Source organism: Ignavibacteria bacterium (genome assembly GCA_013177855.1).
In the GTDB taxonomy this organism is placed as follows: Bacteria; Bacteroidota; Ignavibacteria; order Ch128b; family Ch128b; genus Ch128b.
Window position 1 is genome coordinate 230291 of sequence record JABLYA010000002.1, and the last position, 13899, is coordinate 244189.

Annotated in this window: 13 protein-coding genes; 5 read left to right on the forward strand and 8 right to left on the reverse strand. The window is 34.0% G+C overall.

From position 1 onward, the window contains the following. Positions 1-4: 4 nt before the first annotated feature. Both secD and HPY57_12145 read right to left on the reverse strand, forming a co-directional pair. Positions 5-1906 carry a protein translocase subunit SecD gene (gene secD, locus HPY57_12140; protein ID NPV12527.1) on the reverse strand — a complete coding sequence of 634 codons (1902 nt, stop codon included), beginning with the start codon at positions 1904-1906 and terminating at the stop codon, positions 5-7. 110 nt (positions 1907-2016) lie between these two features. Continuing rightward, positions 2017-2637: a hypothetical protein gene (locus tag HPY57_12145; protein ID NPV12528.1), complete on the reverse strand. Its 621-nt coding sequence runs from the start codon at positions 2635-2637 to the stop codon at positions 2017-2019. A gap of 63 nt (positions 2638-2700) precedes the next feature. Between HPY57_12145 and HPY57_12150 the strand changes: the two genes are divergently transcribed. Further along, a complete protein-coding gene (locus tag HPY57_12150) occupies positions 2701-3516 on the forward strand; it encodes a glycosyltransferase (GenBank protein ID NPV12529.1) in 816 nt (271 codons plus the stop codon). Here the strand turns inward: HPY57_12150 and ychF are convergent. The 4 genes from ychF to HPY57_12170 form a co-directional block, all read right to left on the reverse strand. Beyond that, the gene (gene ychF / locus HPY57_12155; GenBank protein ID NPV12530.1) at positions 3513-4595 is read right to left on the reverse strand and encodes a redox-regulated ATPase YchF; all 1083 of its coding nucleotides are present in this window, start codon (positions 4593-4595) and stop codon (positions 3513-3515) included. The genes HPY57_12150 and ychF overlap by 4 nt on opposite strands. A gap of 195 nt (positions 4596-4790) precedes the next feature. Next, a complete protein-coding gene (locus tag HPY57_12160; GenBank protein ID NPV12531.1) occupies positions 4791-6071 on the reverse strand; it encodes a hypothetical protein in 1281 nt (426 codons plus the stop codon). 19 nt (positions 6072-6090) lie between these two features. Continuing rightward, positions 6091-7320 carry a hypothetical protein gene (locus HPY57_12165; GenBank protein NPV12532.1) on the reverse strand — a complete coding sequence of 410 codons (1230 nt, stop codon included), beginning with the start codon at positions 7318-7320 and terminating at the stop codon, positions 6091-6093. A gap of 305 nt (positions 7321-7625) precedes the next feature. Next, entirely contained in the window at positions 7626-9239 is a 1614-nt protein-coding gene (locus HPY57_12170) for a T9SS type A sorting domain-containing protein (protein NPV12533.1), read from the reverse strand. A gap of 131 nt (positions 9240-9370) precedes the next feature. Here HPY57_12170 and HPY57_12175 point away from each other — a divergent pair, with 131 nt between their 5' ends. Beyond that, positions 9371-9724, forward strand: a complete 354-nt coding sequence (locus HPY57_12175) for a nuclease (GenBank protein NPV12534.1) — start codon at positions 9371-9373, stop codon at positions 9722-9724. 21 nt (positions 9725-9745) lie between these two features. Here HPY57_12175 and HPY57_12180 read toward each other — a convergent pair whose 3' ends face one another. Both HPY57_12180 and HPY57_12185 read right to left on the reverse strand, forming a co-directional pair. After that, a complete protein-coding gene (locus HPY57_12180) occupies positions 9746-9991 on the reverse strand; it encodes a hypothetical protein (GenBank protein NPV12535.1) in 246 nt (81 codons plus the stop codon). Then, positions 9988-10335, reverse strand: a complete 348-nt coding sequence (locus HPY57_12185; protein NPV12536.1) for a hypothetical protein — start codon at positions 10333-10335, stop codon at positions 9988-9990. The genes HPY57_12180 and HPY57_12185 overlap by 4 nt, the downstream gene beginning before the upstream one ends. A gap of 265 nt (positions 10336-10600) precedes the next feature. Between HPY57_12185 and HPY57_12190 the strand changes: the two genes are divergently transcribed. From HPY57_12190 to HPY57_12200, 3 genes are read left to right on the forward strand one after another with little or no spacing between them, the layout of a single operon-like run. Next, the gene (locus HPY57_12190) at positions 10601-10987 is read left to right on the forward strand and encodes a DUF1232 domain-containing protein (GenBank protein ID NPV12537.1); all 387 of its coding nucleotides are present in this window, start codon (positions 10601-10603) and stop codon (positions 10985-10987) included. Positions 10988-11018: 31 nt separating this feature from the next. Then, the gene (locus HPY57_12195; GenBank protein ID NPV12538.1) at positions 11019-12395 is read left to right on the forward strand and encodes a M20/M25/M40 family metallo-hydrolase; all 1377 of its coding nucleotides are present in this window, start codon (positions 11019-11021) and stop codon (positions 12393-12395) included. Between the two features lie 19 nt (positions 12396-12414). Then, the gene (locus tag HPY57_12200) at positions 12415-13884 is read left to right on the forward strand and encodes a T9SS type A sorting domain-containing protein (protein ID NPV12539.1); all 1470 of its coding nucleotides are present in this window, start codon (positions 12415-12417) and stop codon (positions 13882-13884) included. Positions 13885-13899: the final 15 nt, after the last annotated feature.

A 13899-nucleotide genomic window follows, 5' to 3' on the forward strand; every position in this document is an offset into this window, starting at 1 on the left:
AATTCTAACCGAAGTTTGGTTTCTTTCCTTGTTCAACAAAGACATCAAAGATTAATCTAGTTACAAATAGTTGGGTGAACAAAGTTGCTGCGATACCAATCATAAGAGTTAAAGCAAATCCTTGAATTGGTCCACTTCCAAATTGATAAAGAATCAAACCAGTAAAGAATGTTGTAATATTTCCGTCAAAAATAGCTGAGAATGCTTTTGAATATCCAGCGTCGATAGCAGCTTTAATAGTTTTACCTGTTTTTAATTCCTCGCGAACTCTTTCATTTACAAGGACATTTGCGTCGACAGCCATACCAATTGTTAAGATAATACCAGCAATACCTGGAAGTGTCAGTGTTGCACCAAAGCCGGCAAGAACGGCTAAAATAAAGAACACATTCAAGATCACAGCAAAATCTGCAACGCCACCAGCTGTTCTATACCAGATAAGCATAAAGATTATAACGAACAAACCGCCAAGAAATGCTGAGGTAAGACCTTTTTGGATTGAATCTTGACCAAGAGAAGGACCAATCACTCTTTCTTCTATAATTTCGACTGGAGCTGGAAGAGCACCTGCTTTCAAAACTATCTCGAGAAGTTTTGCTTCTTCAAGAGTTCCGATATTTTCAATTTGTGATCTACCGCCAGTGATTTTGCTTCTAACAGTTGGGGCTGAGAATACAACTCCATCCAAAATAATAGCGATACGTTTATCAATGTTGTTTCCTGTAATTCTTGCCCAGTCTCGAGCACCTTCTGCATTCATTTCCATTGTTACAATTGGTGAACTGTTTTGCGGATCAAGTGTTGCCCGAGCATCTGTTATAACTCCACCAGTAAGTTCAGGTGTAGCCTTTACGCAGTATAATCTATAAATACCTTGACCTTCAGCATAAAATTCTGGTTTTGCACTCCAGACAAACTTCACATCTTTGGGAATTACATTCTGCACTTCAGGTCTATTCAACATCATTTCGACTTTTGTTCTATCATTTTCGCGTACAAATAGATCCGCAGTTTGCGATTGTGGATTTGGAACCGCTACAGTGAAAAGAGGATATTCTTTTTCAAATTCTTCTTTAGTCATTTGGTCAGGGCTCTTCTTTGTAGTATCAGCTTTCGCTGTATCCTTCACAAGTGTATCTTCGAGCGGTTTACCCGCAAGTACTTTGTTTATTTTTTCCAATAAAGCAAAAGTAAACTCTGGATCCTTGACAAGATTAAATTCAAGCAATGCTGTTCCTTGAAGCAGCTGTCGAGCTTCTTCTTTTCGAGCAACACCTGGAAGCTCAACAATTATTCTTCTTGAACCAGAAAGATGAATACTCGGTTCAGAAACTCCATATTGATCGACACGATTTCGTATAATTTCCTGAGCTCTTGTAACAGCATCCTCAGCCTGTTTCTCAAGCATACTTATAATTTTATCATCGTCATCTCTAATTTCACCAAAGTATCGGCTCAGACGGATTCCTCTTTTCTTTGCTTCTTGGGCAAAGACTTGAACAACAGGTTCTTCGCTTACTTTGACGATGTTTTCAGTTGCTTTAAGAATCTCATAAAAATTTTCATCAGGATTTTTAGCAAGTTTTTCGAGAAGTTTTAAAGTGTTCACTTCAAGAACGATATACATTCCACCCTGCAAATCAAGTCCGAGTTTTATTCTTTTTTCTCGAGCCTTTTTGATTGATGGGTCAGCATTTCGAATACTATCCTCAATCTGGGTCAAATACCTATCCAGCTCTGCTGGCTTTGCATTTGGATGCTCTTTTAAATAAGTTTCCTTTCGTTCCTGAAGAACTTTTTGAATCTCTTTCGAATTAAAGTAATCCTGAATGGTGGGATAAAGGAAATAGATTCCCAAACCAATTATTGCAAGTATTAAAAAGATTTTAAATCTGTATTTTTTCATAGCAATCCACTCTTTATATGAGAAAATTTAGCCTTCAAATATATTACTTGAGGTCTTGAAAAACAATTAATTTTCGATTTTTTTGAAGATTTGATGCTTTTTTCACAAAATTATTTAATACGAATCGGGAAAAAACTCCTTTCTTTTATTTCAACAGGAAAAACTTCAAGCTTATCAAACCAAACTCTTCCTTTACCTGCCAGACAACACTCAACCTTTAAGTAGTAGGAATCAGGATTTAATGTTCTCAACCAGGTTGTGATGAATGTCCAATCATTTGTTCCTTTCAGAGTATCGCTTCTTGTTTCAACAATCAAACTATCCTTTGAAGAAAACAATTTCATTTGTATAAAGACAGCGTTGGCATCTTCGGTTCTAATTCTTGCGTTAAAAATTATTTTTTTATCAAGGGGAATTGATTTAATCACCTGTGAAACGCTGTAAAGTCTAAAATCATTATCTGATGTAATGTTTAACGAATAATCTCCATCAAACTTCACAATGTTATCAATTAATGCATAAGATGTCTGGTCACTTTGAAATTCCAGTTTCCAGAATGAAAAATCACCTGTTTCAAATCCTGGGTTTTTAAGAATGTTTTTTGTGTAATCCACTTCTTCGGTTATTAAATCCTCTTCAGATTTTCTACCCGAAAATAAGAGAGCAAGAATAATAATTATAAGCAAGGCAAATACGCTGAGATAAATTAGAAAATTCTTTCTGCTTTTCATCGTGTTCTCATTATCATTAATTTTACAAACAAATTTATCTTTAATTAATACTCTAAAAAAATTATGTCCGAACTTACTCTAATAATTTCATTTTACAATCGATTGGATTATTTGAAATTGGTTTTAGCAGGTCTCGAAATTCAATCATTTAAAAATTTTGAAGTTATAATTGCTGACGATGGATCAAACCAAAATGTCGTTAAAGAACTTTATAGTATAATTCCCCAATTTGATTTCTCAATTAAACACATCTGGCAGGAAGACAAAGGTTTCAGAAAGAACAAAATCCTTAATCGTGCAATTGTAGAAAGTCATTCTAATTATCTGGTTTTTATTGATGGTGATTGCATCCCTCATTCAGAATTTCTAAAAGAACATTTTCAGAATAAAGAAGAAAAAGTCTGTCTCACTGGCAGAAGGGTTAATCTCTCAAAAAAGATCAGCTCTATGCTCGATGAGAAAAAAATTCGAGATGGATTCCTCGAAAAAAATTATTTACTGCTCCTGTTTGATAGTATCTTTGGTGAAACAGTTGATTTTGAAAAAGGTCTCTATTTCAAATCAAAAGCATTGAGAAAATTAGTGAACAAAAAAACCCGAGGACTTCTTGGGTGTAATTTTTCAATTCACAAAGATGATATTTTAAGTGTAAACGGCTTTGATGAAAGATATGAAGCGCCTTCGATTGGAGAGGATACGGATTTACAGTTTCGACTTGAATTAAATGGAATAAGAATAAAATCACTAAACAATATTGCAATTCAATTTCATCTATATCATAAGTTACAGGAAAGACTGCCAGAAAATTTGAAATTGTTTGAGGAAGTAAAAAAATCCAAAATAGCTTTCACACCATTCGGTATTGATAAAAAACTTTAGTTATGTCTTATTGTAAGTATATCTCCATCTTTGACAATATATTCCTTGCCCTCAAGCCGCCAGGCACCATGCTCTTTAGCAGCAGCAAAGGAACCATATTTGATAAAGTCATCATAATGAACAACTTCCGCGCGAATGAATTTGTTGTAAAAATCTGTGTGAATTTCCCCAGCTGCTTCTTGAGCGTTCATACCTTTTCTAATTGTCCATGCACGGACTTCATCTTCACCAACAGTGAAAAATGATTGAAGACCAAGTAAATCATAAGCTTCGCGGATTAATTTTGTCAAAGCTGATTCTTTAATTCCATATTCTTCCATAAATGCTTTTGCATCTTCATCGGATAGTTCAGATAGCTCCATTTCGATTCTGCCATAGAAAGCAATTGCTCTTGTGTTTTTAGAGATTTTTTTCTTTATGAGAATATCAAAGAATTCATCTTCTTTGTTTATCATTTTTTCATCCAAATTAAGAGCAATTAACATCGGTTTTAATGTGAGTAATTGATAAGCTCTCAATATTTTTATCTCATCTTTTGTCAGATCTGCATCCCTTAATGGAATTTCTTTATTAAGATAATCGAGGCATTTTTCAAGAACTGGAATTTCTCGTTTTAAATTTTCGTCCTGAGTTTTTTGAATTTGTTTTTTGATTTTATCAATTCGATTTTCAACTATCGATAAGTCTGAAATTATAAATTCAGTTTCAAAAGTATTAATATCACGCATCATATCAATTGAACCTTCGGGATGAGGTGCATATTCATTTTCAAAAAGTCTCACTACCTGAACAAGTGCATCGTTTGTTTTTACTTTTGAAAGGAAATTGCTTGTGAACTGAGTGCTTCCTGTTTCACCCTTCTGCAAACCAACAACATCCACAATTTCAATAGTTGCGTTTACTTTTCTTTTGGGTTTAAATATTTCGTTAAGTTTATCAAGCCTTGCATCTGGTACTTTAATAACTGCCTGATGTGCTTCTCCCTTTGCAAGAGCTGAAGGGTCAAGATGAGTTTTTGTTAGAGTTTGAAATAAAGTTGTTTTACCAGAAAGGGGTAAACCTACGATTCCAATTTGCATTGTTTCTCCAATCAATTAATTAATTTAATGTGATGAATCCTTAAACTTCACTTGCAAAAATATTTATGTTTTTTATGAAGACAAATTTTGTTTGAAATCGATGAAATGATTTTTAGTGCGATAAAATAAAAAATGTCAGGCCAAGATAAACTCAGCCTGACATTAGGTTAAGTCAATAAAATCTGGAATGAATTTTTAGAAGAGCAAATTGTCAAGAGCACCTGCGAGAAGCACTGGTAAGCCAAGTTGATTGTAACCTTTTGGCAGAATAATGCTTCCTGGAATAGTTGAAACATTAATTAAAGGAATACTCGCTCCCCATTTCTGATTAATTACTTTAATAAACTCATTTGCAACTATAGCATAACCACGATTGGTCGGATGAACTCCATCGAGACTGAAAAGACCGCCAGTTACATATTGGGTTGTAAATCTTATCCCATTTTCTGTTATTCCAGTCCTTGCCCTGTTCAATAATGCATTAGCATCAACAAGGCCAAAACCTTTTGCTGCGGCCACACTTGCAATTGTTGCATTGTAATTACTGATCACATTTTTCACATTTGCTGCTTCAATGGAATCCAACACAACACTATTTGGCAATGGATTGCTTCTTGACATTCCTTTTCCCTGTGCGAGCAAGTCAGAAGCTCTCAATGTCAGGTAATTTGTTAAAACATTTACTGGCACTGTATCCCCAACTCCCCTAACTGCCCAAACTGCTGTTATGCCTTGAGCATAAAGAGTTGGACCAACAGTTGTAAAGAAAGGAATAGCGGTTACATCTGGAATATTTGCAACAACTACTTTTGAACCTGTGTTTGCAAGCTCAGTTGCTAAAGCATTATATAAAATTGCAAAATTAGCTTCAGGAGTATAAGGTACAGTTCCACCGCTTGTTGCATGTCCAAGGATATCATTATTCCCAATCCACAAAGTTATTAGTGTCGGATTAAGAGCCTTTGCCTGGGTTAATTGTGAACCCTGACCTCTTAAGACAAGATCAAATAAAGGATTTGCTTGACCACCAAAAACATATGAATAACAGGTTGTACTTGAAGTTGCATTAGCAATATCGTAAAGAAATGCACCTGGTACAGCAAGATTATTATATGGTCTATTTAAGTTTAAATTCTTCGGTTGGCCTTGATTTGGATTGACATAAATCTGAATTCCTGTCGAGGTCAATCCTTGAAGTTCTAATCTTCCACCAGTTCCTGGATCGGCTACTAATGGCTGTTCAAATGCAGCACCCACTTGATCAGCAATCAATTTACCGAAAGAATACATTTGAGCTGATTCATACAAAGCACCGTTTTGATAACCAGCAGTTAAACTATTACCAAGCGTTACAAATCTTTCAAAGCTAACACTACCAGTTGAAGGTGGAGAAGGAGGAGTTAATTCGCTTCGGTCTTCACAACCGATTGCGAGAAAGACTGTTAAAATTATTAATATTGATAAGACCTTTTTCATTTTCTTCTCCTTTCTCTAATTAAAAATTATAGGATACATTAAATCCGAAAAGATGAGAAGAGGAATTGTAAGTTCCATTCAATGGAGTATTCCCTACATAATGAACTAAAGAAGATGTAATTGTTCTCTCAGCAAAACGCAGGAACATATAAGCTACATCAACCTTAATGTTATTATTCACTTTGTATCCAACTCCAAGATTAAATCCAATTCTATCTGCATCAGGAAGAGTTGGATCAAGATAAGGATCACGAACTGGATTTTTATCAAAGAAAATTCCTCCTCTTAAATCAACATTTGAAAGGAGATTATATTCGCCACCCAAACGAACGATGTAAGTATCAAAATAATTTCGTGGTGAACTTAAATCGGGCCACTTTGGATCAACAAAATCAACTTTTAAATCACGATAGGAAGACCAAGCAACCCATTGAAAATCTGCTGAAACAAGTAGTTGTGGTAGAACTTTGTAGGCAACACCAAGAGTTAAATTTTGAGGTGTTGTCAATTCTGTCTTCACATCTCCATTTGGAAGATTTGATTGTAATTGTGCAGGACCTTTTGTTTCAGCGGTTCCTTCAAATGAAATTTTCACATCGCTTCTAAATGAAAAACCGACTGAAAGTTCTTTTGTAACTTTTGCAAGTAAACCGAAACGGTAACCAACTCCGGTTCCGTTTCCAGAAAGTTTTACATCTGCTTCGCCTGCAAATGGTGAAAGATCAGCCTTTCTTTTTAATGTAACCTGGCTGTAAACAAAATCTAAACCCCAGCCCACAGAAATATCATCTGAAATCTTGTAGGAAACTGTGGGAGTAATAAAGAAAGTCTTTAAATCAGATTCTGTGGTTACAAATCTGGCTACCCAATTATCATCCCATTTGGTACCGAGACCATAAGGATTATTTACCCCTAATCCCACCACTACATTTTTGCTTAATTGATAAGTTCCATAAAGATTGATGGGATAAAAAACCTGCTTGACCATTTTATATTCATTTACAGCAGGTGCTGGTCCTCTAAAAGAAGAACTCGGGGTGATAAAAGTCGCACCCAACATAAGATGTGTACCCTTCAACTGGGCTAAGCCCGCGGGATTAAAAAAGATTGCCGATGGATCATTGGCAACAGCTGTAAAAGCACCACCCATACTCATTGCTCTGGCTCCATGTTCATTTATCTGGAACCCGCCTGCATAGATTAATGTATGGGTGAAAACAAGGAGAGCAATTGTAAGAAGTTTTTTCATTTATCCTCCATAATTTTTTTACTCACAATAATACTTAAGATATTTCATAAAAGTCAAACATTTATTTATGTATAAATTAGGCTGTCCTAATCTTTAAAGTTCACTTTAACTTTATGGAAAGTTATCTCCCCATAATGTAAACTTCATAATTAATCATATGAATTCATTTAAATCTTGAGCAAGGACACAAAATTTGTATTTCTTTAGAGGAATTTAATTTTCCGAGAAAAGTTTTAATGGGATTCGAATTATTTCGTTCAGCACAAAACTAATTGAGCGGGAAGGATTAAATAATTATCTAATTGTTATTTGCAAACCTGTCTGAACACTCTTAAAAAATTTTCACCATAAATTTTTCTGATATCTGAAATTGAATATCCCCTCCTTAAAAGTGCTTCAGTTAAGTTTGGGAATTTCGAAACATCTTCAAGACCAACTACAACTCTTTCAATACCATCAAAATCGGAGCCTAAAGCTATGTAATCTATTCCAACAAGATTTTTTATGTAATCTATATGAGCGATCACATTATTAATTGTAGCAGTAGATGAAGTCGTTAGATACGGCGGATAAAAAATCACTCCAATTACTCCGCCTTTCTGAGCGATTTTAATAATTTGTTGATCAGTTAAATTTCTATAATGATTTCGTAATGTTTTGACTCCAGAGTGCGACGCAATTATTGGATTAACGGTAACTTCAAGAATATCGTCAATAGTTTTTGGACCAACATGAGAAACATCGATTATCATTCCAAGTGAATCCATATGTCTAATAACCTGACGACCAAATTCGGAAAGTCCTTTTGTTGCAGCTTGTGGATCTTGAGCTGAAGTTGCCCAACTCGTAGAATTATTCCAGGTAATTGTTAAATATCTTGCGCCGAGTTTGTATAAGGAATCAAGTTTGTAAATATTCTCTTCGATTGAATGACCTCCTTCAACACATAAGATTGCTGCAAATTTCCCGATCTTAACAAGGCTATCAACTTCTCTTGCATTTCTCGCTTGAGCCATTAATGAACTGTATTTATTCAGCTGGACTTTGAATGAATCAATCATCTTCAATGTTTGTTCAAACGGATTATTGGGATATTGAGTTGGGCTTACCCATAACGCCATCAACTGAACATCCACACCACCTTTGTAAAATCTTGGCAGGTCAGAATGATTTATCGAATTTAATTTTCCTAAATCATAGCCATCTACAACTTTTTCCAAAACATCATTGTGCAGATCGATTAAAATTGCATTTTGATGAACTGTCTCGAGTGTAAAAATTATATTTCTACTTTGAGAATCATCAATCTCAATTGTGTCGGGAACATAAAGAAATCTTTCAGCAATTAAGAAATATTCATTTGTTTTAGCCTTTGAGAGTTTATTTTGAAGCTCATTAATGGAAGTTCTAAGTTTAATTCCATCGCCATTAAGATTATCGAGTTGAACAATTTTTTTAGCGGAAACTTTTTCACCGTATCTTACCACCACAAAGTATATTCCCGCGCTTCCTTTTCCCCAGTATTCTATTGTGTGCTTCCCCGATGCAAGGTAAAAAGTTTTCTTCTCAATTAGTTTACCTATGATATCATACACTTCAATGCTAACTTGATTTGATGATGGTAGGTTTATATCCAGATTGGTTGAAGGATTGAAAGGATTAGGGTAATTATTTGAAACAGAAAAATCCTTTTCAAATTTAAAATCTTTTACGGATGTGAGAAAAAATGAGAAATAACCAGAGCTGTTTGTGGAAAAAGTATCCTTTTGATTCAAATTATTTTTATTAACAAGAATTAAAAATGCCGAATCTAAACCGATACCAGTTTGTTTATCTTTCACAAATCCCTGAATCGAAATAGATTGAGAGTAAAGATTTTCAATTAGAAACCAGATAATTAATGTTACCAGCTTTTTCATACACATAAAAATAAACTTTAATGAAATAAAATTAAAATTTGCTCTTCATGATTTTTACTTTGATAAAATTTATCCTGCTATTTCTTTTCAACTAAGAATCAATTAAAATTCGAAAAAAGGATTTAGATATGATTCCAAATAAACTTTATCATTACAGAGCTGTAGTAGTTGGAGTTTATGATGGAGATACAATAAATGTAAATATTGATCTGGGACTCTCAACCTGGATTAATAATGAAAAACTTCGATTAGCGCGGATTAATGCACCAGAAATTAAGGGGAAAGAAAGAGCTAAAGGCTTGAAATCAAGAGATTTTCTCCGTGATCTTTTAATAAATAAAAAAGTAATCATTCAAACTATAAAAGATAGAAAAGAAAAGTATGGAAGATATCTGGCTGAAATCTGGCTTGAAGAGAATGGGAAATTTATCAATGTAAACGATTTAATGGTTCAGAAAAAGCTGGCTGTTTATAAGAAATATTAATTTAATCTACTTTTAATATTTTTAGAGGAGCTCATCTTCTTCAGGAGTTGGAGAAATCATATACAATTTTGAACAAACATCGCCTTTAAATTTTCCTGTCTTCTTGCAGTTATGAAAATTTCTAATCACAGCTTTAGGGTCTTTCGCCATATCAGAAACGGAAAAATCTTCTAATGCTTCTCCGCATTCAGTGCAGAACTTAATATCCGATTTTTCTTCTTCTCTTAATTCTATTTCCAATTTTTTAGCTGTTTTTTTTCGTTTCATAATTCATTCTCAAAATTTTTTGGTTCCCACAATTCACCTTTGCAAGGTAAATAATTTTCTTCTGGATGTTCATCAAGTGCTGTACATAAAACAGCAGTCTCATCAAAATATTTACAACTGCTACACAATGTTGAACTTACAATTGGTTTTGATCTATCCTTAAACATATCATATTGAATTATTGCTGGGTGAATTACTATTACATAAAGTGAAACAATTCCAAGCATCCACCAGGTTCCATAATCTAAATAATAAAATAATATCCACAATCCAACTATTGTAATAGCAAGCCTGACCAGACCCCAGAAAACGATCGAACCTAAGGTTAATGTTTTCGTTTCCATCTCAATTGAAAAATAAACAAACTTTTTAAAATAATATAAGTGAAGATTCTGACCATAACATCTCTAAATCATTGATTACAAGCTTCCAGAGAACGTGAGCAGTTTTTTGAAAATCTTAAAAAACAAAATCTAAGTATTCAACATATTTTTCATTCAGGAAAATCTTATTCTGTTTTAATCCGGCGAAAAGTTTTTGAACCTACAAAGTTTTGGAATAGCTTACTAAAATTCTTTAATTTTGACTCGAAAGAATAAGAGAAAAGAGATGGAAAATTTACCTAAAGAGATATTGATCACACCAGAGGACGAAAAGAAATTTCAAGAAAAGGTTGAATACATTGATAAAGAGATAACTGGCAAAATTGAAAAAACAAAAAACAAAATTTCTTTTATTGAAGACATTATAGCTCTTTATAATTATCTTAAAGATGATTCAGTAAAATGGTATAGAAAACTAATCGTTGTTTCTGCTTTAGTTTATTTCATTTCACCTATTGATACAATACCTGACCTTGCGCCGCTTGTTGGATATTTAGATGATTTAGGTGTAATTGCGGCTGCAATAAAATATATTGGCTCCGAAATCCAGCCTTATTATCGTTATAAGCCTTCCCCTAAAAAAGAGAAAGAGGAAGAAGATTTACTTTTTTAATCTTTCCCTTAATAAAATTAAGGAGATCCAGATGATTAAGATCGTGTTGTTTCTTTTGACTTTTCTTTTTGTACCGATTAATACTTTTTCTCAACAAGTTGATAATGATTTGTATGAATTAAGTAAAAAAATTGTAAGATCAGCACTTATCGAAAGAAAAGGATATCAGTGGCTTGAGGAATTATGTAAGATTGGACCAAGACTTCCCGGTTCTGAAAATTCTTATAAAGCAATTCAATGGGCAAAACAAAAAATGGAAGAGGCCGGTTTTGATTCTGTTTGGCTTCAGCCTGTAATGGCTCCCCACTGGGTAAGAGGAAATTTTGAAGAAGCTAAAATTTTAAAATCAAAAAGATTTAAATCCAGAAAATTATCTATCACTGCTCTTGGCGGAAGCGTTGGAACCGATAAAAATGGAATTACTGGTGAAATAATCATTGTGAATAATTTTGAAGAATTAAAATCAAAATCTGATCTGGTTAAAGGCAGGATAGTTTTTTACAATCGTCCGCTTGATTATGGCGAAGTTGAACCATTTGCAGGATATGGCGGCGCGGTCAATCAAAGATCAATTGGAGCAATTGAGGCAGCTAAGTATGGAGCGATTGGGGTAATTGTTCGTTCAATCACAACCAAACATGATAATGTTCCACATACTGGCGTTATGAACTATGTTGATTCACTTCCTAAAATTCCTGCCGTTGCTATAGGATATCAGGATGCTGATTTTCTTGCAGATGCAGTTTTAAATGAACCAGATCTTCAAGTCAATATAAAACTTTCGTGTAAAAAATTACCTGATGTAATGTCATACAATGTAATAGGAGAAATTCGTGGTAATGAATTCCCGAACGAAATCATTGTAGTTGGTGGACATTTCGACTCCTGGGATAAAGGTTGTGGTGCTCATGATGATGGTGCAGGCTGCGTTCAATCAATGGAAGTTCTGGATATATTCAAACGACTGAACATTAAACCAAAACGCACAATTAGATGCGTCTTATTTATCGATGAAGAGCAAAGTCAAACAGGTGCGAAAGAATATGCAAAATTTTCTCAAGAGACGAATCAAAAACATATAGCTGCAATTGAAGCCGATCGAGGAGCATTCACTCCAAGAGGTTTTTATGCTGATACTGATTCCTCTACACTAAATTACTTGCAATCTTTTTTACCTTACTTAAGTCTTGCAAAAATCGATTGGATTAGAAAAGGCGGAAGCGGAGTTGATGTTTCTAAAATCAAAAACACTAAAGCTTTGTTCGGATATGTTCCAGATTCACAAAGATATATGGATGTTCATCATTCAGATAACGATACATTCGATACAGTTCATCCAAGAGAATTTGAGCTTGGATCTGCTGCAATGGCAATTATGTGTTTACTGTTAAGCGAAAAGGGTTTATAAAAATCTCAACGAGGTAATTATGAAAAGGATTTTATCAATTTTTTTAATTCTTTATAACTCAATCTTTGCCCAATCTAATTTTCAAAATTTCATTAGCAGTCTCAATGCAGCATCAAATGACTCGATTAAAATGAGAATGATTGATTCTTTTATGGTAGTAGCAAAAGCTCAAGGAATTCCTTACATAGAAGATACAATTGCAAATTTCATTTATCGCGGCAGTGGTAATAATATATATCTTTCGGGCGATTTCAATGGCTGGTCAAGTTCGGTTGATAAATTAAATAAAGTTTCTGGAACAAATTTCTTCTATATTTCAAAGATCTTTGAACGAGATGCTCGACTTGATTATAAATTTATAGTTGATGGGAACTGGATTCTTGACCCAAACAATCCACGCACCTGTCCAGGCGGCTTTGGTCCTAACTCAGAACTTGCAATGCCCGATTATGTTCAGCCAGTGGAAATAAAATATTATCCTAATATCCCGCACGGAACTTTGAGAGATACAACTTTTTACAGTTCAATTTTAAATAATTCAAGGACAATTAGAGTTTACCTTCCGCCAAATTATGAAACCTCAACTGATAGTTTTCCGATGATCTTGATGCACGATGGTCTTGAATATGTTTCGCTTGCATCAATGCATAATGTTTTAGATTACCTTATTGCAAATAATAAAATAGAGCCAATCATCGGGGTATTTGTCCCGCCCGTAAATAGAACTCCTGAATATGCGGGTAATCAAATTAATGCTTTTAAGAATTTCATTGTTAATGAATTACTGCCATATATTAGAAATCGTTATCGAATAAAATCGGGAGCAGAAAATTGCGCGGTGGCAGGAGCATCGAATGGTGGCAATATCTCGCTTTATTTAGCGCTTAATCATCCAGAAGTTTTTGGAAATGTTGCGGCTCAATCAAGTAATGTAATTTCAAGTATATCTGATGGATTTCAAAATTCACCGAAACTTCATCTAAAAGTTTATCTGGATATCGGGAAATATGATATAGCTGTTTTGATCCCGCTTGTGAGAAATTTAAAAACGATATTGCAATCAAAAGGTTATGAAATGATTTATCGTGAATTCAACGAAGGACACAGCTGGGGTAACTGGCGGGCTCATATCGATGATTATCTTATTTTCTTTTTCCCCAAAAGAACAACTGATGTAAATGAAAATAAAGGTGAATTGATTCCAAAAAATTTTAAGCTTCACCAGAATTTCCCTAATCCCTTCAATAATTCATCGAAAATTTTGTATGAGATTCCAGAAACAGGATTAGTGAATTTGAAAGTCTACAATTTGCTTGGACAAGAAATTTCTACTCTTATAAATGAAACAAAATTCCCTGGCAAATATGAGATAATTCTAAGATCGGATAACTTACCAAATGGAGTTTATTTTTATCAATTGAAGTTTGCCAACTCAAAAAATCAACTTCAAAGTTTTGTCGAAACCAGAAAGATGATTCTTTTGAAATAGTCTTAGAAAATTTAG

Excerpts from the sequence above, each read along its gene's own strand:
- HPY57_12195 (NPV12538.1), top strand. The coding sequence starts at position 11,019 with ATGATTAAGATCGTGTTGTTTCTTTTGACTTTTCTTTTTGTACCGATT.
- HPY57_12190 (NPV12537.1), top strand. The coding sequence starts at position 10,601 with ATGGAAAATTTACCTAAAGAGATATTGATCACACCAGAGGACGAAAAG.
- HPY57_12180 (NPV12535.1), bottom strand. The coding sequence starts at position 9,991 with ATGAAACGAAAAAAAACAGCTAAAAAATTGGAAATAGAATTAAGAGAA.
- secD (NPV12527.1), bottom strand. The coding sequence starts at position 1,906 with ATGAAAAAATACAGATTTAAAATCTTTTTAATACTTGCAATAATTGGT.
- HPY57_12160 (NPV12531.1), bottom strand. The coding sequence starts at position 6,071 with ATGAAAAAGGTCTTATCAATATTAATAATTTTAACAGTCTTTCTCGCA.
- ychF (NPV12530.1), bottom strand. The coding sequence starts at position 4,595 with ATGCAAATTGGAATCGTAGGTTTACCCCTTTCTGGTAAAACAACTTTA.
- HPY57_12150 (NPV12529.1), top strand. The coding sequence starts at position 2,701 with ATGTCCGAACTTACTCTAATAATTTCATTTTACAATCGATTGGATTAT.
- HPY57_12170 (NPV12533.1), bottom strand. The coding sequence starts at position 9,239 with ATGAAAAAGCTGGTAACATTAATTATCTGGTTTCTAATTGAAAATCTT.
- HPY57_12200 (NPV12539.1), top strand. The coding sequence starts at position 12,415 with ATGAAAAGGATTTTATCAATTTTTTTAATTCTTTATAACTCAATCTTT.
- HPY57_12185 (NPV12536.1), bottom strand. The coding sequence starts at position 10,335 with ATGGAAACGAAAACATTAACCTTAGGTTCGATCGTTTTCTGGGGTCTG.
- HPY57_12165 (NPV12532.1), bottom strand. The coding sequence starts at position 7,320 with ATGAAAAAACTTCTTACAATTGCTCTCCTTGTTTTCACCCATACATTA.
- HPY57_12145 (NPV12528.1), bottom strand. The coding sequence starts at position 2,637 with ATGAAAAGCAGAAAGAATTTTCTAATTTATCTCAGCGTATTTGCCTTG.